Annotated in this window: 25 protein-coding genes; 22 read left to right on the top strand and 3 right to left on the bottom strand. The window is 43.7% G+C overall.

Annotated elements, in window-relative coordinates; all coding sequences use genetic code 11:
• Positions 1-10 precede the first annotated feature (10 nt).
• The 10 genes from ACFP56_RS07200 to mntR all read left to right on the top strand — a co-directional run bounded on the left by ACFP56_RS07200 (position 11) and on the right by mntR (position 7870).
• Complete coding sequence (locus ACFP56_RS07200) at positions 11-211, top strand: hypothetical protein (protein WP_379232741.1); 201 nt, start codon at positions 11-13, stop codon at positions 209-211.
• An 18-nt stretch (positions 212-229) separates the two neighbouring features.
• Positions 230-454, top strand: coding sequence for a hypothetical protein (locus ACFP56_RS07195; RefSeq protein ID WP_379232739.1), 225 nt, complete (start codon positions 230-232; stop codon positions 452-454).
• Positions 455-527: 73 nt separating this feature from the next.
• Positions 528-965, top strand: a complete 438-nt coding sequence (locus ACFP56_RS07190) for a Fur family transcriptional regulator (RefSeq protein ID WP_379232737.1) — start codon at positions 528-530, stop codon at positions 963-965.
• A gap of 19 nt (positions 966-984) precedes the next feature.
• A complete protein-coding gene (yidD, locus tag ACFP56_RS07185) occupies positions 985-1218 on the top strand; it encodes a membrane protein insertion efficiency factor YidD (protein WP_379233300.1) in 234 nt (77 codons plus the stop codon).
• A 364-nt stretch (positions 1219-1582) separates the two neighbouring features.
• Positions 1583-3544, top strand: a complete 1962-nt coding sequence (metG, locus tag ACFP56_RS07180; protein ID WP_379232734.1) for a methionine--tRNA ligase — start codon at positions 1583-1585, stop codon at positions 3542-3544.
• A gap of 151 nt (positions 3545-3695) precedes the next feature.
• Positions 3696-4841, top strand: coding sequence for a metal ABC transporter solute-binding protein, Zn/Mn family (locus ACFP56_RS07175; RefSeq protein ID WP_379232732.1), 1146 nt, complete (start codon positions 3696-3698; stop codon positions 4839-4841).
• 59 nt (positions 4842-4900) lie between these two features.
• Positions 4901-5686 carry a metal ABC transporter ATP-binding protein gene (locus ACFP56_RS07170; protein ID WP_379232730.1) on the top strand — a complete coding sequence of 262 codons (786 nt, stop codon included), beginning with the start codon at positions 4901-4903 and terminating at the stop codon, positions 5684-5686.
• Between the two features lie 4 nt (positions 5687-5690).
• Complete coding sequence (locus ACFP56_RS07165) at positions 5691-6500, top strand: metal ABC transporter permease (RefSeq protein WP_379232727.1); 810 nt, start codon at positions 5691-5693, stop codon at positions 6498-6500.
• Between the two features lie 19 nt (positions 6501-6519).
• Positions 6520-7233: a cytochrome c biogenesis CcdA family protein gene (locus ACFP56_RS07160; RefSeq protein WP_379232725.1), complete on the top strand. Its 714-nt coding sequence runs from the start codon at positions 6520-6522 to the stop codon at positions 7231-7233.
• Positions 7234-7444: 211 nt separating this feature from the next.
• Entirely contained in the window at positions 7445-7870 is a 426-nt protein-coding gene (mntR, locus tag ACFP56_RS07155; RefSeq protein WP_379232722.1) for a transcriptional regulator MntR, read from the top strand.
• A gap of 83 nt (positions 7871-7953) precedes the next feature.
• Here the strand turns inward: mntR and ACFP56_RS07150 are convergent, their stop codons facing one another.
• On the bottom strand, positions 7954-8250 hold the full coding sequence (locus ACFP56_RS07150; RefSeq protein ID WP_379232720.1) for a hypothetical protein: 297 nt from the start codon (positions 8248-8250) through the stop codon (positions 7954-7956).
• 20 nt (positions 8251-8270) lie between these two features.
• A complete protein-coding gene (locus ACFP56_RS07145; protein WP_379232718.1) occupies positions 8271-9251 on the bottom strand; it encodes a DUF1385 domain-containing protein in 981 nt (326 codons plus the stop codon).
• A gap of 155 nt (positions 9252-9406) precedes the next feature.
• Between ACFP56_RS07145 and ACFP56_RS07140 the strand changes: the two genes are divergently transcribed.
• From ACFP56_RS07140 to ACFP56_RS07120, 5 genes are all read left to right on the top strand, one after another.
• Positions 9407-9892 carry a YqhR family membrane protein gene (locus tag ACFP56_RS07140; protein ID WP_379233298.1) on the top strand — a complete coding sequence of 162 codons (486 nt, stop codon included), beginning with the start codon at positions 9407-9409 and terminating at the stop codon, positions 9890-9892.
• Positions 9893-9986: 94 nt separating this feature from the next.
• The gene (aroQ, locus tag ACFP56_RS07135; protein ID WP_379232716.1) at positions 9987-10424 is read left to right on the top strand and encodes a type II 3-dehydroquinate dehydratase; all 438 of its coding nucleotides are present in this window, start codon (positions 9987-9989) and stop codon (positions 10422-10424) included.
• 29 nt (positions 10425-10453) lie between these two features.
• Entirely contained in the window at positions 10454-11524 is a 1071-nt protein-coding gene (locus ACFP56_RS07130; protein WP_379232714.1) for a M24 family metallopeptidase, read from the top strand.
• Between the two features lie 31 nt (positions 11525-11555).
• A complete protein-coding gene (efp, locus tag ACFP56_RS07125; RefSeq protein ID WP_379232712.1) occupies positions 11556-12113 on the top strand; it encodes an elongation factor P in 558 nt (185 codons plus the stop codon).
• 123 nt (positions 12114-12236) lie between these two features.
• Positions 12237-13490 carry an aspartate kinase gene (locus tag ACFP56_RS07120; RefSeq protein WP_379232710.1) on the top strand — a complete coding sequence of 418 codons (1254 nt, stop codon included), beginning with the start codon at positions 12237-12239 and terminating at the stop codon, positions 13488-13490.
• 179 nt (positions 13491-13669) lie between these two features.
• Here the strand turns inward: ACFP56_RS07120 and ACFP56_RS07115 are convergent, their stop codons facing one another.
• A complete protein-coding gene (locus ACFP56_RS07115; RefSeq protein ID WP_379232708.1) occupies positions 13670-14392 on the bottom strand; it encodes a 2-phosphosulfolactate phosphatase in 723 nt (240 codons plus the stop codon).
• 346 nt (positions 14393-14738) lie between these two features.
• Here ACFP56_RS07115 and spoIIIAA point away from each other — a divergent pair, with 346 nt between their 5' ends.
• Genes spoIIIAA through spoIIIAG form a run of 7 tightly spaced genes read left to right on the top strand, consistent with a single transcriptional unit; the run spans position 14739 to position 19541 of the window.
• A complete protein-coding gene (gene spoIIIAA, locus ACFP56_RS07110) occupies positions 14739-15734 on the top strand; it encodes a stage III sporulation protein AA (protein ID WP_379232705.1) in 996 nt (331 codons plus the stop codon).
• A gap of 52 nt (positions 15735-15786) precedes the next feature.
• Positions 15787-16305, top strand: a complete 519-nt coding sequence (gene spoIIIAB / locus ACFP56_RS07105) for a stage III sporulation protein SpoIIIAB (RefSeq protein ID WP_379232703.1) — start codon at positions 15787-15789, stop codon at positions 16303-16305.
• 15 nt (positions 16306-16320) lie between these two features.
• Positions 16321-16518, top strand: a complete 198-nt coding sequence (gene spoIIIAC, locus ACFP56_RS07100; RefSeq protein ID WP_379232700.1) for a stage III sporulation protein AC — start codon at positions 16321-16323, stop codon at positions 16516-16518.
• 9 nt (positions 16519-16527) lie between these two features.
• Entirely contained in the window at positions 16528-16926 is a 399-nt protein-coding gene (gene spoIIIAD / locus ACFP56_RS07095; RefSeq protein WP_379232698.1) for a stage III sporulation protein AD, read from the top strand.
• Between the two features lie 9 nt (positions 16927-16935).
• On the top strand, positions 16936-18138 hold the full coding sequence (spoIIIAE, locus tag ACFP56_RS07090) for a stage III sporulation protein AE (protein ID WP_379232696.1): 1203 nt from the start codon (positions 16936-16938) through the stop codon (positions 18136-18138).
• 15 nt (positions 18139-18153) lie between these two features.
• Positions 18154-18879: a stage III sporulation protein AF gene (spoIIIAF, locus tag ACFP56_RS07085; RefSeq protein WP_379232694.1), complete on the top strand. Its 726-nt coding sequence runs from the start codon at positions 18154-18156 to the stop codon at positions 18877-18879.
• Between the two features lie 29 nt (positions 18880-18908).
• A complete protein-coding gene (spoIIIAG, locus tag ACFP56_RS07080; protein ID WP_379232691.1) occupies positions 18909-19541 on the top strand; it encodes a stage III sporulation protein AG in 633 nt (210 codons plus the stop codon).
• Positions 19542-19555: the final 14 nt, after the last annotated feature.

Raw genomic sequence — 19555 nt, 5'->3', positions numbered from 1 at the left:
AGTGTAAGCATTGTCAGTAGTTGATGTAAGTGATGTATCAGCAGATTTTTTTATACTTGCAGTTGTTTTTATTCTACTTATCTTTGGATTGCTCAGCTTCGGCATCTTAAAAATGTTTCAGCAGCGTTTCCGTACAGGATGGTTTAGCTTTGCTGGTGCTATTGTAAGCTCGATCTTATTTTTAGTAATAATCAATACATGGTATGTGTAGCGATCGGGAGGTGACAGCATGAACTTAACTGCGCTGTGGTTTGTGATCAATCTTTTCTTCGTCGCATCGTTTATCATTACGCTTTTCATGCATCGTGCTGTTACGATGGCATCGCAGCATGCTGATGATACTAGGAGAAGCAATAAGCTGAGATCGATTCGTAACGGGCTGGTTGCCACTACAATCGTATTGTTTATCGCAATGAGTGCGGCATTTATAAGCAATATGTATATGAATGGCTAGGCTCTCTTAATTAAATAGAGAGCTTTTTGTTAATGATAGACTGTAGACGTGGATTTTCAATGGAGGAACGTTTATGCAAACGATAGAAGAAATTGTCTCTCTCATGTCATCTAAAGGACTAAGAGTAACAGATCAGAGAAGAACATTGGCGAAGCTGTTTTTCGAAACAAAGGGCTATTTGTCCCCTAAAGATGTCTATGACTTTATGGGAAAAACATATTCAGGCCTTAGCTTTGATACCGTTTATCGCAACCTGCGCGTTATGGAAGAGCTGGGAGTTTTGGAGCAGGTTATGTTTGAAGAAGGGGTAAAATTCAAAATGCATTGCCGTGAGCACGATCATCATCACCATATGATCTGTCTAGGCTGCGGGATAACGTATCCGATTAAGTTTTGCCCAATGGATCAAACAGAAGTACCGGATGAATTTCAGGTGATTCGCCATAAATTCGAGGTGTTTGGCTATTGCAAGGCATGTAGCGAAGAAGAGGGAGTTCAGCAAGGTGAGTAGCTCGCGGGCCTCGTTTATTATGAAGCAAGCAGTGAAGGCTCCAATTCATGGCTATCGGCGGTTTATCTCGCCCTTGAAGCCGCCAACCTGTCGATTTTATCCTACCTGCTCAGCTTATGGGCTGGAGGCGATTGATAAGCATGGTGCGCTTGTTGGCTCCTGGCTAACGATTAAACGAATTTGCAAATGCCATCCTTTTCATCCTGGCGGCATTGATTATGTGCCTGAGCCAAAGCTTAAGAAACAATCATAACTATGAGTACACGAGTCGACTTGACTTTCGCATATAGATTTTTTATATTTAATGTATATCACGAGCCAGTGAAGAGATGAGTACATTAGAGGAGCCTTATAGAGAGCACGGTACTTTGGTGGAAGCCGGCAGGCAGGGCTAATGGAATATGGTCTTGGAGGCACTTTTTTTGAGCAGCAGCTTGCTGTAAGGGAAAGGCGTAGGTCTGCGATAAAGACGATACCTATCGGTGTAATGAAGCAAGCATTGTAGCAGCTGCAATGTCTTGGAATTTGGGTGGTACCACGTGAGTATATTCGCTCTCGTCCCATGTTGGACGGGAGCTTTTTGCATTTAAAATCAAGATTGACTAATTTGAGGAGGAATGACAATGAGTAATAAAACGTTCTACATTACTACGCCAATTTATTATCCTAGCGACAAGCTGCATATTGGTCATGCGTATACGACTGTAGCGGGTGATGCAATGGCGCGTTATAAGCGTCTTCGTGGATATGATGTATGGTACTTGACAGGTACAGATGAGCATGGACAAAAGATTGAGCGTAGAGCACAAGAGAAGGGCCAGACGCCGATTGAATTCGTTGATGAAATCGTCAAAGGCATTCAGGAGCTATGGAAAAAGCTTGAGATTTCCAACGATGACTTTATCCGAACAACAGAAGAACGTCATAAAAAGGTTGCTGCTAAAGTGTTTCAACAGCTGCTTGACCAAGACGATATTTACAAGGGGACGTATGAAGGCTGGTATTGTACGCCATGTGAATCGTTTTTCCTTGAGCGTCAGCTGCAGGAAGGAAATTGTCCGGATTGCGGTCGCCCAGTAGAGCTTGTGAAGGAGGAGAGCTATTTCTTCCGCATGAGCAAATACGCTGATCGCTTGCTTCAATATTATGAGGACCATCCAGAATTCATTCAGCCGGAGTCCCGCCGCAATGAAATGATCAACAACTTTATTAAGCCGGGGCTTGAGGATTTGGCTGTATCACGTACAACATTTGACTGGGGTATTAAAGTGCCTGGTGATCCTAAACATGTGATATATGTGTGGATTGACGCCCTTACGAATTATATTACGGCAATTGGATACGGTGATGAAGCGAAGCAAGACATGTTCGAGAAATATTGGGCTGCTGATGTGCATCTTGTTGGGAAGGAAATTGTCCGCTTCCATACGATCTATTGGCCGATTATGCTTATGGCGCTTGGCTTGCCGCTTCCGAAAAAAGTGTTTGCGCACGGCTGGCTGCTAACGAAGGAAGGCAAGATGTCGAAGTCGAAGGGAACGGTTGTCGATCCTGTTGTATTAATCGATCGTTATGGATTAGACGCTCTTCGCTACTATTTGCTTCGTGAGGTTCCATTCGGTGCAGATGGTGCATTTACGCCGGAAAACTTTGTTGAACGTATCAATTTTGATCTTGCGAACGACCTAGGCAATCTGCTGAATCGTACAATTGCGATGATTGAGAAATATTTTGATGGCGAAATTCCAGCAGCGATTTCTGCTTCTACCGCGTTCGATGCTGAGCTAGAGCAGTTTGCACAGCAAACGTTGAAGCAGGTTGAGGAAGCTATGGAGAACATGGAGTTCTCAGTTTCACTAACGGCGATTTGGCAATTTGTCAGCCGTACGAATAAATATATTGATGAGACGCAGCCTTGGGCACTTGCAAAAGATGAGAGCAATCGTGACCAACTCGCTTCGGTAATGAATCATCTGGCTGAATCGCTTCGTTCCATCAGCATTATGCTGCAGCCGTATCTAACTCATGCCCCGCGTCAAATTTGGGAGCAGCTCGGCATCTCAGATGGAGCATTAACTGGATGGGAGACGGTAGGCAGCTACAACACGATTCCAGCAGGAACGAAAGTTGTGAAGGCAGCTCCAATCTTCCCTCGCCTTGATTTGGAGGAAGAGGTTGCTTTTATTACTGAATCTATGAGCGGTGGAAAAAAGGAAACTGAGGCATTGCTGGAAGAAAAGCCCGCAGATCTGAAGGATGAAATCGGAATAGAGGATTTCGCTAAAGTAGAGCTGCGCGTTGCACAAGTGCTTTCAGCTGAGCCTGTTCCGAAAGCAGATAAGCTGCTTAAGCTGCAGCTTGATCTTGGTTATGAGCATCGTCAAGTTGTATCTGGCATCGCCAAATTCTATAAGCCAGAAGAGCTTGTAGGCAAAAAGGTAATTTGTGTAACGAATTTGAAGCCTGTTAAGCTGCGCGGCGAGCTTTCGCAAGGGATGATCCTGGCTGCATCCAAGGATGATCAGCTAACACTAGCTACAGTGCCGGATGCAATGCCTAACGGTGCGATTGTAAAGTAACGGTATGAAAAATGAGTATGTTGCCAAAGCTGGCAATATACTCATTTTTTATTTCGGTTAATAGTTGACATTACGATTAAGAGGTCATATACTTGATAAAGTAATAGTAACGATTACTATTAAATATATAAATTATGGGAGCAGAGAAAACGTGAAAAAGAGAGTGCTATCTGTTTTACTAGTGATGTTATTGGTGTTTATTACGGCATGCAGCAACAATGAGCCGCAAACGTCTTCAGGCAGTGAAGATGCGCATTTGAGCATTGTTACTAGCTTTTATCCAATCTACTATTTGACTAAGGAGATTGGTGGAGAGCATGTGAAAGTAACGAACTTGATACCAGCAGGTATTGAGCCACATGATTGGTCTCCAAAAAGTAAAGATCTATTAACAGCATCACAGGCTGATCTATTACTCTATCATGGGGTAGGACTGGAAACCTGGATTGATAATTTTAAGCAGGGTCTTGAGAAAGACAGCGGCGTACTTATAAAAGAAGTTAGTACTGGTATCAATCTTATCGATGTGACAGCTGAAGAAGACAATCATGCGGACCATGATCATGCAACAGAAGAAGACCATGACCATGCCGACCATGATCATGCAACAGAGGAAGAGCATGACCATGCGGATCATGACCATGCAACGGAAGAAGCTCACGATCATGCCGACCATGATCATGCAACGGAAGAAGCTGACGACCATGCCGACCATGACCATGCGACAGAAGAAGCTGACGATCATGCGGACCATGATCATGACCATCATCATGGGGGTATTGACCCGCATACATGGGTGTCGCCGAAATCAGCGCTTGTTCTAGCTAGCAACATTAAAGACAGCTTGGTTGAAGCGGATGCTGGGAACGCTGAAATCTATGAACAAAACTATGAAGCGCTTAAAGCGAAAATTACAGCGCTTGACGAAAAATATGAAGAAGAGCTAAGCAAAGTGAGTCTGCGTACATTTGTCGTTTCTCACCAAGCCTTCGGTTATATTGCACGTGATTATCATTTAGAGCAAATTTCGATTATGGGCTTATCGCCAAGCGCCGAGCCGAGAGCGCAGGATATTAAGAACATTGCGAATCTGGTGAAGGAGAAAGGCGTACGTGTTATCTTCTTCGAGGAGCTAGTTTCCGATAATTTGGCCAAAATGCTTGCTGCAGAAGCGAAGGTGGATACCAACGTCATCTATTCGCTGGAGGGTTTAACAACGAAGCAGGAGCAAGCTGGTGAAGATTATCTGACATTAATGGAGAGAAACTTGCAAAATCTAGTTGAAGCATTACAATAGAAATAATGGAATGGCTGCGGAGCTTATGTAAGCTCCGTTTTGCTGTGGAGGAGGAAAAGATGAATAGAGGAACTGAGGCTTGTCATCGCGACATTATCACTGTCGATTCGGTATCGTTCTCCTATCAACAGCGTGTTGTATTAAACGATGTTAGCTTTAATGTTAAGGAACGTGATTTTATTGGACTAATTGGTACAAACGGGGCAGGCAAAACAACGATGCTGCGTATTATTGTGGGCTTATTAAGGCCTACTGCAGGTGAGGTTAGGTTGTTTGGAGAGCCTATTTCGCAGTTTAAAGGCTGGGAGAGAATCGGTTATGTGCCACAAAAAAACAATTTGAATCCGTTGTTTCCTGCGACAGTTAAAGAGGTAGTGCTTTCTGGCTTGGCAGGAAAACGCAAATGGTTTGGTCTACATTCACGTCAGGATTACATAAAATGTGATGATGCCTTAATGGCGATGGGCGTGGAGGACCTTGCAGATAAGCGGATCGGACAGCTGTCTGGCGGACAGCAGCAGCGTGTCTTTCTAGCACGCGCACTCATTAATAATCCTTCGCTGCTCATTTTGGATGAGCCAACCGTTGGAATTGATCATGAGACGCAAGAGAGCTTTTTTCATATGATCAAGCACATGCACCAGCATCATAACATGACGTTTCTCATGGTGTCGCATGATATGGAAATGATTAAAGGGTATTTGGGTGAGCAGCCTAAGTCAGCAGCGGGCAAGCTAAACTTTTATATCCGACATTCCCATGAAACACAGGATTGTGTTGAAGAAAATTTAGCACATAGTCTGAAGCATTTACGCTCTCAGATGGAAAGCCGGAAAGAGGGTTAACAGCTTGGACATTATTATGAGTGGTTTTTTTCAACGAGCGTTAATGGGCGGGATGCTAATCGGGATTACAGCACCGTTAATAGGGATTTTTCTCGTTTTGCGCAGATTATCCATGATTGGCGATACGCTAAGCCATGCAGCGATTGCAGGTGTAGCTCTAGGCTTTGTTATTGGAGACTTTCCTATTTTGTTTGGATTGTTGTTTGCATTGCTGGCATCATTCGCGATTGAAAAGCTTCGCAAATCCTATAAATCCTACGCTGAGCTTTCGCTTGCGATCATTATGTCAGGAGGAATCGCGCTAGCTTCGATCTTTTTCACGCTTGGCAGAGATTTAAGCATGGATGCTAACAGCTTTTTATTTGGGTTTATTTATACGCTGACGCCACTAGATTTGTGGACGATGCTTGGTGTATCCATTGCCGTGCTGCTTATGGTAGGCAAGCATCTTCACGGGTTGTTTCTTATTACATTTGATGAAGAGGCTGCCTCAGTTAGCGGTTTGCCGGTTAACTTTTATAATGTGTTAATCAGTGTATTAACCGCACTCGTTATTAGTATTTCAATTAAAATTGTAGGCGGCTTGCTTGTTTCTGCTTTGCTAACGATACCTGCTGCTTGTAGCTTGCTGCTTGCCAAAAGCTTTAAACAAAGCATTTTAATTGTTGTTTTAGTAGGCGAGCTTGCCGTTATTATTGGCTTGCTGATCGCTGGTGTATGGAACTTGGCAGCGGGTGGTACCATTGTTATGGTATTGATTGCCTTCCTATTATGTATTTTGCTTGGCCGAAACATCCTTTCACGCGTAACCTAATAAAATTGAGGTGAATCAAGTGAATGAAATTACGCTATGGATTGCTCTTGGCGCTGGTTTTGCATCTTTTATATCGCCATGCTGCTTGCCGCTTTATCCGTCCTATTTATCTTACATTACCGGCATTTCAGTATCAGAAATTACAAATTCTGAACTAAACCGAAAAAGCAGATGGTTGATGCTCAGCCATACGTTTTTCTTTTTGCTCGGCTTTAGTACGATCTATTACGCATTAGGGTATGGAACTCATGCATTCAGCGAATTTTTTAGTGATTATCAGGATCTAATAAGAAGATTGTCTGCGATATTGATTGTACTGATGGGGCTTTTTCTATTAGGGGTATTTAAACCACAGCTGTTAATGAAGGATACACGGTTCAATCTCATTCCGAAAAAGACAAGCTATATTGGCTCGTACATTTTTGGGCTTGGCTTTTCAGCGGGCTGGACGCCATGTATGGGACCCGCGCTTGCTGCTATTATAGGGATGGCTGCAGCAGAGCCAGGGACATGGTTCTCATTGACTACAGCATATTCGTTAGGTTTCGCCATTCCGTTTTTTGTAATGGCGTTTTTCCTTGGCTCCTCACGCTGGATATTGAAATACTCGGAGCGTGTTATGAAGATTGGTGGTGCCGTTATGATTCTCATGGGTGTTTTACTGTTTACGGATCAGATGACACGAATTACCGTATGGCTCAATATGATTACACCGGAATGGTTAAAGTTCTAATTGGGTAAAGCTGCCTTGCTTGCGAGGCGGCTTTTTTATATTATAGGCAGGTTAATTTGCGGATTGCAGTGTACGATCTTGGTGTTTAACCATGTTTCCGACGTTATCCATCTTCTTCCTACAAAAAGTTGCAGGATTAAGCAGAAAAAGTGTATGATAGATCAAGTGACACCAATGTAACGGTGATGAAGCAATGATAGGAGGTTCTTCAATGCCGACTCCGAGCATGGAAGACTACTTGGAACGAATTTATAAGTTAATGGAAGAAAAGGGCTACGCGCGCGTGTCCGATATTGCTGAGGGGTTGTCCGTTCATCCTTCTTCGGTAACAAAGATGATTCAAAAGCTTGATAAGGATAATTACTTGATCTATGAAAAATATCGCGGATTAATATTGACGCCGAAAGGGAAGAAGATGGGGAAGCGGTTGATGGAGAGACATCAGCTTCTGGAAGCCTTTTTAACAACCATTGGTGTGCAATCTGAAAATATATATCGTGATGTAGAAGGGATCGAGCATCACTTAAGCTGGGATTCTATTACTTGTATTGAAACGCTAGTAGAATATTTTCGAAGAGACGCAGCTAGACTGGAAGAGCTGCAACAGGTACGCAAAGAAATGGATTCAGAGGAATGAGCTAGCGCGACTTAGCATGATGCGCATATATATAGAGCCGGGCGGTATTATCCGCCCGGCTCTATTACTGTCTAATTGGCTATTCAATGATAACGAGGTGTGTCGTTGTCGTCTCGACCACCCTCAATCACCTTAAAAGGGATTGTTTTGGAGCGTGAACGCTCTTTTTTTGCTTTGCTTTGTTTTGCTGCGCTGCGATAATTGTTTTGCGGTTTGCTATATTTACTGAGGAAAGCAGGCGGACGCTTGATACAGTAATAAATAATGCCGAACAGGACGACAGGGATAATGACATACAGCGGATGATTGATCAGGGTTACAATTATGCCAATCGCGATTAAAAGCAAAACGATGTAGCTACCCAAATTAGATGTTCTCAAGCTGCTTAACCCCTTTCTGCTTATAATTGTTGAGCCTTGCCGTTTTCATATTGCTTATCTAGTTCTAGCATACGATTAAAGGAAGCAATTGATACTTCCACTTGATCATTTTTTGGTTCTTTTGTTGTCAGAAGCTGCAGCCATAGTCCTGGATAGCCTAATAGGCGAAGCACAGGAATGTCACGTACTGCGTTCGTTGCGCGAAGCACTTCATAAGAAACGCCTAGTACAAGAGGCAGAAGCAAAATTCGAATCCATATGCGCTCCCAAATCGTATCCCACGTAAAAATAGGCAATGAATAAATAATTACACCTACTATAACCGTGAAGATAATAAAGCTTGATCCGCAGCGGTAGTGCAGACGGCTGTAACGCTGCACGTTTTCAACGGTAAGGTCGACACCAGCCTCATATGCAGAAATTACTTTGTGCTCTGCGCCATGATATTGGAATAGTCGCTTTATTAATGGAGTCAGCGTCATAAGATACAAATAAACAAGCAGAAAAATGATTTTAATGAGACCTTCGAGCAGGTTGTGACCAAATTTGCTGTCAAACAAATTCTTAAACAGCAGCTCCTCAACCGCTGCAGGTGCAGCAGTAAAAATGAGCTTACCGAAAACAAAGGAAAGTACTCCGATTGCGGCTACACTAAAGATCATCGTCAGATCAAGCTTGCCTTCTTTTTTCTTCGCCTTAGCAATCTCTTTTGCACGTTCTTCCTCGGTCATATCTTCCATTTCATCCTCAGCATACTTGTCTGCTGAAAAATTCAAATGTACAGAGCCTTTTGCGCTTGATTCTATAATGCCTACAACTCCTCGTAAAAAAGGAATCTTTTTCAGTTTTTGCACCCAAGGGATTGTAGTTTTAGGCACTTCGAAATATTCTATTTCATTATTTTTGCGACGAACGGCCGTAACATTGACGTGTTTGCCTGCCATCATGACACCTTCAATGACTGCTTGTCCACCATATATATTGCGAGAGTTGTCTGACAAGAATAAATCCCCTTCCTATGCTACGTATATAGCTTTATTGTACTTGATTTTTATATAGATTGAAAGCGAACCGCGGATAAGAGAAAAGGAACTTGTTTATACTACATGTCAGTAATTACAATCTGCGTACATGAAAGGAGATGTGTCAGTTGAATATGTTTCGAAATTTTCAGCAAACTGGTGTGACTAAGCCTCTTCCCTTTGCGTTGATCGTTGGATTGTTTGCAGGTCTAATTTGGGGGGGCTTCAGACTCATCGCATACTACTGCAATTTTACGAAGGAGCCAGCAGCATTCTTAATTAAAATGTGGCTTACGAAGGAACAACTGATCAGCCCATTTGGTCATATCGTGGGTACGATTTCTTTTATAGTGTTCTCTATACTAGCAACGTATTTGTATCTATGGTTTTTCCGTACACTGGAGGGGCCGTGGCCAGGCATTTGGTATGGCTTAGGCTGGTGGGGAATATTATTCGGCCTTGGACCAATTCTCGGCTTCACACAAATTTCACGCGATGTTACCTTTACATTAGCATCGACTGATTTTTGTTTTTTTATCGTGTGGGGGTTATTTATCGGATACTCTATTGCATTTGAATTTACGGATGAAGCGTCCCGAGAGCCTGCCAGTTCAACCTAGCAGTGAACTTTGACTTCTCAAATGGCAATTGATGTGGTAAAATGTCAAAGGCTCATCGTATGAGCAAAGTTAACGCTGGTTGGGAGGTGCCGGAGTGCATCGAATCGAAGTGCTGAATGGACCGAACTTGAATATGCTTGGCATTCGCGAGCCAGGAGTATATGGCAATCAATCACTGTCAGCTATTGAAGCGATGATCGCTGAAAAAGCGCAGCAGCTTGGCGTACAAGTAAGTTTTTTTCAAACCAACCATGAAGGTGAAATGATTGATCGCATTCACGCCGCATTTGGCCAAGCAGATGGCGTCATCATTAACCCTGGAGCTTGGACGCATTACAGTTATGCGATTCGTGACGCGTTTAGTGCAGTCTCACTTCCCGTCGTAGAGGTTCATCTTTCGAATATACATAAGAGAGAAGCGTTTAGACATCATTCTGTTATTGCACCGATCGCAATTGGACAAATTGCTGGTTTTGGACCTATAGGTTACGTGTTAGCTCTTGAGGCATTACTGGAACATATCAAGCAGTAATGTAAGCTATTCGAAAGAGGGGTATTTTGATGAGTCAAACAAGAGTAGAAAAGCTGAAGCAATTGCTGGCGAATCAGCAGCTTGACGCAATCATCATAGACAGCCCAATTAATCGTCGCTATTTAAGTGGATTTACAGGTTCTGCTGGTACGCTGCTAATTACGTTGCAAGACAGCTATCTATTAACTGATTTTCGTTATCAGGTGCAAGCTGTGGAGCAGGCAGCAGGCTTTCAGGTAGTCATTTATCCGTCGAGTCCGCTTGAAGAAATTAGTCGGATTCTGAAGCAGCAGCAAGCTCATCACGTTGCATTTGAGCAGGATATTGTTTCCTTTGCTCAATACAAGCGCTATGAAGCTGCATTTCACGGCGTTCATTTAACGGGGTGCTCAGGACTAGTCGAGCAGCTTCGTGAGGTCAAGGATGGGCATGAGATACAGATCATTCAAGAAGCAGCCGAGCTGGCAGACCGTACCTTTGCCCATATATTGAATATGATTAAGCCGGGTGTGCGGGAGCTCGATATCGCACTTGAAATTGAAATGTTTATGCGAGCTAATGGTGCTACAAGCTCGTCTTTTGATACGATTGTCGCATCTGGTGAGCGCTCTGCATTGCCACACGGCGTTGCGAGCGAACGAGTGATTGGCAATAATGAATTTGTAAAGCTTGATTTTGGTGCTTATTACAAGGGCTACTGCTCGGACATCACGAGAACGGTCTTTGTAGGAAAGCCTACTGAGAAGCATTACGAAATTTATAATATTGTACTTGAAGCGCAGCTTCATGCATTGGAGCAGATAAAAGCCGGTATGTCTGGCCTTGAAGCAGATGCGTGTTGCCGAGACGTGATTGCGAAGTATGGCTATGGAGATGCCTTTGGACATAGTACAGGTCACGGCATTGGTATGGAAATCCATGAAGCGCCGCGTCTTTCACGCTTAAGTGATACATTATTAACAGCCGGAATGACAGTAACAGTAGAGCCTGGAATTTATCTCCCTGGTTTTGGCGGAGTTAGAATTGAGGATGATATTGTAATTACCGAATCCGGAAATCAACGATTAACCTCATCGCCGAAAGAGTTAATTCTTCTGTGATTTGGAACTTATTTTCAGGAGGGAATCATTAATGATTTCAGTAAACGATTTTAAAACAGGTCTAACGATCGAAGTTGATGGAGATATCTTCACAGTATTGGAGTTCCAACACGTTAAACCTGGTAAAGGTGCAGCATTTGTTCGTTCTAAGCTGAAAAATTTGCGCAACGGCAACACGGTTGAAAAAACATTCCGTGCTGGTGAAACACTAAGCCGTGCAATGATTGAAAACCGCGAAGTGCAATATCTATACAGCGCTGGTGACGAGTATACATTTATGGATAATGAAACCTATGACCAGTTCACGCTAACTCGCGAACAGCTGGAATGGGAGCTGAATTTCCTAAAAGAAAACATGAATGTTAACATCTCCAGCTATCAAGGAGAAATTCTAGGTATTCAACTTCCTAACAGTGTTGAACTGAAAGTTATTGAGACAGAGCCAGGTGTAAAAGGCAATACAGCACAAGGCGCTACAAAAAGTGCTAAAGTTGAAACTGGACTGAATGTTCAAGTTCCACTATTCATTAACGAGGAAGATGTTCTGCTTATCGATACTCGCGAAGGTAAATACATCTCTCGTGCATAGAACACGCGTAAAGCTGCTTGAAGAAACTCAAGCAGCTTTTTTTCATATAGCGGTATTCAATTCTTTCAATGGGTGATATAATATATAACCGTATGCATATGTCAAGGTTGGGAGTGAGCAGCTTTGTCTTTGATCGTGATGAAATTCGGTGGCAGTTCAGTAGGAACGCCTGAAAGAATGCAACTTGTTGCACAACGAATCATTGAGAGACAACAAGAAGGTAATGAAATAGTAGTAGTCGTATCTGCGATGGGAGATACAACGGATGATCTTATTGATCAATCCAAATTATTGAATCCAAATCCATCAGCACGTGAAATGGATATGCTTTTGACTGTTGGAGAGCAAATTTCAATCGCTTTGCTATCCATGACAATAGAAGCAGCCGGGGGAAAGGCCATGTCCTTCACAGGCTGGCAGGCTGGCATGCAAACCGATTCGGTGCATGGTAAAGCCAAAATTGCCGATATTCAACCGGATCGCGTGTTCGCAGCTTTGAAGTCTGGTCATGTTGCTGTTGTTGCCGGCTTCCAAGGTGCAAGTGAAGAAGGTGAAATTACGACTTTAGGTCGTGGTGGATCAGACACAACAGCTGTGGCGCTAGCTGCTGCATTAAAAGCAGATCTGTGCGAAATCTATACAGATGTTGATGGCGTATATACAACGGACCCTCGTGTCGTTAAGCATGCACGCAAGCTGAATGAAATTTCTTATGATGAGATGCTGGAGCTTGCACATTTGGGCGCGGCAGTGCTGCATCCTCGTGCGGTTGAATATGCGAAGCACTATAATGTCCAGCTTGTTGTTCGTTCCAGCTTTACGAAGAATGAAGGTACGAGTGTTAAGGAGGAAGCGATTATGGAACAGGGCGTAGCGGTTCGCGGCATTGCCTTTGAGAAAAACGTAGCGAGAATTACGATCAATGGCGTAGAGGATGCTCCAGGCGTACTTGCCAACGTATTTGGCCCGTTAGCTGATAATGGCCTTGATGTAGATATTATTGTGCAAAGTGGTGTGCAAAACGGGAAAGCTGATTTTGCGTTCACTGTAGCAGCCGATATTAAAGATAAGGCGATTGCGGTTATTGAAGGGTTGAAAGAAACGGTCCCTTACCGTGAAGTCATCTCAGAAGGCAATCTTGTAAAAGTATCAATCGTTGGCGCGGGAATGGTAAGTAATCCAGGTGTTGCCGCGAAAATGTTTTCTACCATATCTTCGCTTGGCGTAAGCATTAATATGGTAAGTACATCTGAAATTAAAGTATCCTGCGTCATCGCAGCAGAAAAATTAAACGATGTTGTAATTGCGCTTCATTCAGCGTACGGTCTTGATGCAAATGAGCAAGTATTTGTTGGCGGTCCTTCGGAACGTCGTTAATACCTGTGTCATAGAAAAGGCTGTGGCAATAAGTATTCAGCTAAAAAAACCAAACTATCAATCGAATTCTTTTACAGAATGTCGTTGAAGTTTGGTTTTTTTAATAGTATTGGAAGGGTGTGCTTGTTGTTAGGCTGCGACAATGAAAAAATAGATTTTCATTAGCCTGTTTTTTTCGCTTATTGCATGCTGGCAAATGGAACAAGCGCTCCGTTTACGTAATGTGGAACTATTGTCGACTGATCGATTTTCGCACATTCTGAGATATCATCATACATCTGAATCGCCTGCAGTCGTTTGCCTGAGAGCCCAACCTTCATTATTTCTGGAAGCTGTTGTTTCATATGTTCGTAAAGTGACAGCATCGCATAGCCAAAGTCATTCATTGTAAATTCTACTCCAAGCATTTCCTTCAGTCTTGCAATCATGAGACCAGCGCAAAAACCATCCTCAATTGTAAATTGGTCATGACTTCCAGCACACACTATAACTAGATCGCGTTTCGTATGCAGAGCAGCTTGAATACATGCAGTCGCGTTTGTTAATCCAGCGATAAATAGTTTTGAAGCTTTCCTAGAACGCTGAATGGCTCTAGTGCCATGCGTTGTTGTTAAAATGATTCGCTTATGTTTGACCGTAGCTTCACTATATTCTAGTGGCGAATTTCCAAGATCGAAGCCTGAAATTCGTTTGCAGAATCGTTCTCCTCCCAACAGATCTCCTTCCTTGGCAATAGCCTTTGCTTCCATAACTGTCTCAGCAGGTATTATGCAAGCCGCGCCAGCATCGAGCGCAGCGATAATCGTGGTTGATGTGCGTATGACATCAATTACGATCGCGGTTTTTCCTATAAATTGAGCCTGATGAGCATCGCTAGCATTAGATATGACTTGTATTCTCATCCTAAGACCTTCTTTCATCAATACCTACACTACCGTATGCAGCAAAAGCTAGGCACGTGTCATCAGGAAATAGTTGCGACTTTTAGCTCTAGGGTGTATCTGAAAACCCGTTTAGTAGCATCTTTCACCGCCTTTTAGCCCGCTGCTGCGTTACGCTTGCTTACACGTACCCCCGGTATCCTTCACAAGCATGCCTTGCATGGTTTTCGGCAAAATTAGCTGTCCTCAGAGTTCTCAGACACACCCTAGTAAGCTATTATTTTCAATAAAAATTTGGGATATTTTCGAAAAGACAAGCATAGACTTGTATCGTCAACAGCATTTAGCAAGGAGTGACTTTCAAGCTATGCTAGAGCATATCGTTCATATTTTACCGTACGAATTAAAATCAATTGTGTATCAGTTATCGCAGGACATAAAGGATAGCTTGGAGGAAATTCGCATTCGAGAGAATCGTCCGCTGGAGATTTCGCATCGAGGAAGCTTTCACTATGTAACGGAACAGGGCGGGGCCGTGCACGATTCCAGACAAGCCTATCATCCCACTCAGGAGCAATGCAGAAAGCTGCTGGAACGCATTACGAACTACTCTTTATATGCAATGGAAGAGGAGCTCCGCCGAGGCTACATTACAATTGCCGGTGGTCATCGAATCGGGATTGCAGGCCGTACTATTTTGGAAGGTGGAATCGTTCGCGGCATTCGTGATATTGGCGGCTTCAATATTCGAATTGCCAGGGAAGTGGTCGGCGCATCCAAGCAGCTGCTGCCCAAGCTGTTCGGAGGTCCCGCTGGTAGCTTGCAGTCTACCTTAATCATTTCTCCACCACAACAAGGGAAAACTACGATATTGCGAGATTTGGCAAGAGCTATCAGCTATGGCGAAGCAAGAAAACCGGCAATGAAGGTAGCGATCGTTGATGAACGATCAGAGATAGCCGCATGTGTGAAGGGCATTCCCTCCTTCGATGTAGGGCCAAGAACAGATGTCATGGATGCTTGTCCTAAAGCAGAAGGCATGATGATGCTGCTCCGCTCGATGTCGCCTGAGGTTATCATTGTCGATGAAATTGGCAGAGTTGAAGACGCAGTAGCCATTCGGGAGGCAGCTCACTGTGGCGTAAAGGTAATCGCAACCGCACATGCTTTTAATGTTGAGGAAGTGCTTGGACGCAGTGAAATCAAGTCGCTGATAGCCGAAAAAGCTTTTAGCAGCATTGTCGAGCTAAAGCGAAATGAACAAGGCTTTATGCACCGGATCATTTCTGTTGAGCGATTGCTCGAGCCGAATAAGCAAGGCAGCGGTTTTTTCTCTTTATCCAGAAAATCAGGCACATTGTAAAGCGAGGTGAATAGCATGCGAATCATACAGAATGATCAGTCGGGCTTTATTCATGCTTAAGCTTTTTGGGGCCGTTCTTATTTTATTTGCAGGAACAGCAATTGGTTTTGTACAGGCTGGATCATATATCAATCGCAGTAAGCAGCTTCGCATGCTAATTTATGCGCTGCAAAGGCTGGAGACGGAAATCAACTATGGACAAACCCCACTTCCTGCTGCTCTTCAAAAGAGCAGTGAAGGCATCTCCCAGCCAATAAACCGTATCTTTACGGAGGCCGCCTTAATGCTAGAGGAGCCAAGAGAGCTTTCGATGCAGGAAGCTTGGCAGCAAGCGATAGACCGTGTATGGGGGAGCACTGCGCTGAAGGAGCGGGAAAAGGATGTATTGCTTAGAATGGGAACAGTGCTCGGCATGAGTGATGCTGAGGATCAGCAAAAGCATTTGCAGCTTGCCCAGCTTCAGTTGAAGGGCGAGGAGGAGCAAGCCATCCAGGAGCAGCAGCGTTATGCGAATATGTGGCGCAGTCTAGGAACATTAGGTGCGATCTTGATTGTCATCTTGATGGTATAGGGTTGGAGGGTGAATATGGATATTACAGCAATTTTTCAAATTGCAGGTGTTGGAATTATTATTGCGATCATGCACACCGTACTGAAGCAAATGGGGAAAGAGGATATAGCGCATTGGATTACGGTGTTAGGGTTTGTGATCGGAATATTCATGGTTATAGATGTGATTGCTCAGCTCTTTCAGGAGATAAAATCGATCTTTTTATTCCAGTAGGTGAATGCGGTGGAAATCATCCAAATCGTTGGCATCGGCTTAATTGCTGCGCTGCTCGTCATCTTGGTGAGGGAGCAAAAGCCACAGTTTGCATTTCTCATAACATTGTTTACAGGCGTTTTTTTGTTCCTGCTGGTCATCGGAAAAATAGGTGCAGTGATAGAAGTCATAAACGAGCTTGCCAATCGATCAGGCATACCTGATGTTTACTTGAAAACAATCCTGAAAATTATTGGGATCGCCTATGTTGCAGAATTTGGAGCACAGATGGTCAGAGATGCAGGTCAGGAGAGTATCGCATCTAAAATCGAGTTTGCAGGTAAAATCTTCATTCTTGTACTGGCGATTCCTATTATTAATGTCATTATTGAAACGTTGCTTTCGCTGCTGCCGCTCGGAAGCAGCTAGGAGGCTTTCATGAAGCAGATGATATGGAGAAGCTTCCTCCTGTTAAGTTTGTTGTTTCTATGGACAACCGATATAGTCCAAGCAGCTTCACCCGATCAGGAGCAAGCACAGGATTTGAGCAGCAAGTGGATTCAGGATCAAGTCAATGCATTGGAGACGGATTCGATCGAGCATTATTGGAATGAGCTTGGCAGAGATTATGCACAATATTTTCCGGGGCAGGAGCTGCCCTCCATCACAGATATGATGTTTACAGATCAGCAGCAGAGCTTTAGCGGCTGGTCGATCGTAAAAGGCTTCATTCATTTTTTCATGGAAGAAATCATTTATAATGGAAAGCTTTTGCTCATTATTGTGATGCTATCGATTTTCAGCATGATGCTAGAGACGCTGCAGTCGGCATTTGAAAAAAATACGATCAGTAAAATAGCGTATTCAATTATTTTTATCGTACTGGTTACGATTGCTATCAACAGCTTTATGGTTGCGATGGATTATGCCAAGGACGCCATTGAGAAAATGATTACCTTTATGCTTGCAATGGTGCCGCTGCTGTTAACATTGCTGGCGTCTATGGGCGGAGTCGTTACCGTTTCTGTTATGCACCCGTTAATAATATTTATGATTCACATTGTAGGCTCGCTCATATATGTCGTTGTATTCCCATTATTATTCTTTTCGGCTGTTCTGCATATCGTAAGCGCGATTACGGATCGCTTCAAGCTTACGCAGCTGGCAAACATGCTTCGCAATGTTGCGGTAACCGTGCTTGGCGTGCTGCTTACCGTTTTTCTAGGTGTTATTTCCGTACAAGGGGCGACCAGTTCGATCTCGGACGGCGTAGCGCTTCGAACTGCAAAGTTTGTTACCGGGAATTTTGTTCCGGTAGTCGGCAAGATGTTTTCCGATGCGGCAGATACGATTCTATCTGCTTCATTAGTAGCGAAAAATGCAGTCGGCATTGCAGGGGTTACGATTCTGTTAGTGATATCGGCTTTTCCTGCAATCAAAATTGTTGCTTTAGCACTTATTTATCATCTGTCTGGGGCTATCATGCAGCCGCTTGGTGATACTCCGATTGCAGCCTGCCTCCAGACAATTGGCAAAACGATGCTATATGTATTCGCTGCTCTAGCAGCAGTCAGTTTGATGTTTTTTCTAGCAATCACCATTATTATTACAGCTGGAAATGCTACCGTCATGATTCGTTAAGGAGGTGAGGAGAATGTGTTAGCCTGGTTGGGAGAATGGCTGTCCAGCATAGTAGCAGTTGTGCTGTTAGCCATTGTCGTAGAGTTAGTATTGCCCAATAGCAAATTGCTTCGCTATTCAAGACTGGTTGTTGGACTCATTCTCATGCTGACAATGCTTAATCCAATTCTTCAAATTTTTCAGAAAGACTTCCATGAAAGGCTTAATGCAAGCTTTGTTCGGTGGGAGAAGGATATGGCTTCCAGCAGTCGCTCAACACCTTCCTTGAAGGAAATTACGCAAGGAGCTGAACAGTTGATGCAGGTTCGAGAGGAAGCAGCAATGGATGTAACGCGCGCCAGTCTCGAGCAAGCGATTCTGCAGGAGCTTCAATCCAAGCTCGATGCTCCCGTAAAAGAGGTCGAGCTGCAAATAGGTTGGAACAATCAAATGGGTGGTCAGCAGACGCCATACATCGCATCCGTTACAGTGTTTCTTGCTATTTCAGCTTTGCAGACCAATGAGGATGAGCCAGTGGAGTCGCCAATCAATTCGATTACGGATATAGCGATTCCAGCGGTAAGCATTGACATTGATGGAACATTGCAGCCATCAGGAGAGGCTGAACCAACGCAGCAGGATACGATGGGAACAGAAGTAATGACGGAACAATTTCACAAGCAAGCCAATAATATTCGGCGTATTGTGACAGCAAGCTGGAATGTTAAAGCGGATCAAGTTTTCGTACAAGCAAGCAGCTGAAGAGCTTGAATTAGGAGGAGGAGCAAATCGTGAGTAATTGGTATGCCAGTTTTGAAAAATTAATCAGTGGAGGACCCGGAGGGAAAAAGCGGATTACTGTAGTAAGAATGCTTATTCTTGTTGGGGCCGTCGGGATATTTTTCATGCTCATTCAATCCTACCTCCCGTTCAAACGAATCGAGACGGTCGATCAGCCGCCTGATAACGCTCAGGTTACCGAAGAAGTATTCAGAAGCGGAGCATCTTTAAGTGATAGTCCTTTCGCAAGCATTGAATCTACATTAGAAGAACGCTTGAAAGAGATGCTTGAGAAGATGGTAGGAGTTGGCAGGGTTGATGTGATGATCACTGTGGAATCTACGGAAGAAAAGGTCGTTGAACGCAATATGAATACGAGTGAAAATACGACAGATGAAACAGATCGCAACGGCGGAAAACGACATATTACAACAGTTACTTCTGACGGACAGGTCGTGCTTTATCAGGCAACCGACGGACAACAGCCGCTCATTACTAAGGTGATTAATCCCCGGATTCGAGGCGTGCTAATAGTTGCTGAAGGTGCTGAGGATGCTTCCGTACGAAAATTGATTATACAAGCAGTTGAAAAAGGAATGAATGTCGTTCCAACTCGGATCTCGGTTGTACCGAGTAAAAAATAATATATTTGGAGGGT

It is taken from the genome of Paenibacillus septentrionalis, assembly GCF_042659865.1.
GTDB classification, from domain to species: domain Bacteria; phylum Bacillota; class Bacilli; order Paenibacillales; family Paenibacillaceae; genus Pristimantibacillus; species Pristimantibacillus septentrionalis.
The sequence above is the reverse complement of the archived record's forward strand: the minus strand, read 5'-3'. Positions and strand labels throughout refer to the sequence as shown.

Bases quoted from the DNA above. Each gene is read 5' to 3' on its own strand.
- ACFP56_RS07195 (WP_379232739.1), top strand. From the start codon at position 230: ATGAACTTAACTGCGCTGTGGTTTGTGATCAATCTTTTCTTCGTCGCA.
- ACFP56_RS07190 (WP_379232737.1), top strand. From the start codon at position 528: ATGCAAACGATAGAAGAAATTGTCTCTCTCATGTCATCTAAAGGACTA.
- yidD (WP_379233300.1), top strand. From the start codon at position 985: ATGAAGCAAGCAGTGAAGGCTCCAATTCATGGCTATCGGCGGTTTATC.
- metG (WP_379232734.1), top strand. From the start codon at position 1,583: ATGACAATGAGTAATAAAACGTTCTACATTACTACGCCAATTTATTAT.
- ACFP56_RS07170 (WP_379232730.1), top strand. From the start codon at position 4,901: ATGAATAGAGGAACTGAGGCTTGTCATCGCGACATTATCACTGTCGAT.
- mntR (WP_379232722.1), top strand. From the start codon at position 7,445: ATGCCGACTCCGAGCATGGAAGACTACTTGGAACGAATTTATAAGTTA.
- ACFP56_RS07140 (WP_379233298.1), top strand. From the start codon at position 9,407: ATGTTTCGAAATTTTCAGCAAACTGGTGTGACTAAGCCTCTTCCCTTT.
- ACFP56_RS07130 (WP_379232714.1), top strand. From the start codon at position 10,454: ATGAGTCAAACAAGAGTAGAAAAGCTGAAGCAATTGCTGGCGAATCAG.
- efp (WP_379232712.1), top strand. From the start codon at position 11,556: ATGATTTCAGTAAACGATTTTAAAACAGGTCTAACGATCGAAGTTGAT.
- ACFP56_RS07115 (WP_379232708.1), bottom strand. From the start codon at position 14,392: ATGAGAATACAAGTCATATCTAATGCTAGCGATGCTCATCAGGCTCAA.
- spoIIIAA (WP_379232705.1), top strand. From the start codon at position 14,739: ATGCTAGAGCATATCGTTCATATTTTACCGTACGAATTAAAATCAATT.
- spoIIIAB (WP_379232703.1), top strand. From the start codon at position 15,787: ATGCTTAAGCTTTTTGGGGCCGTTCTTATTTTATTTGCAGGAACAGCA.
- spoIIIAC (WP_379232700.1), top strand. From the start codon at position 16,321: ATGGATATTACAGCAATTTTTCAAATTGCAGGTGTTGGAATTATTATT.
- spoIIIAE (WP_379232696.1), top strand. From the start codon at position 16,936: ATGAAGCAGATGATATGGAGAAGCTTCCTCCTGTTAAGTTTGTTGTTT.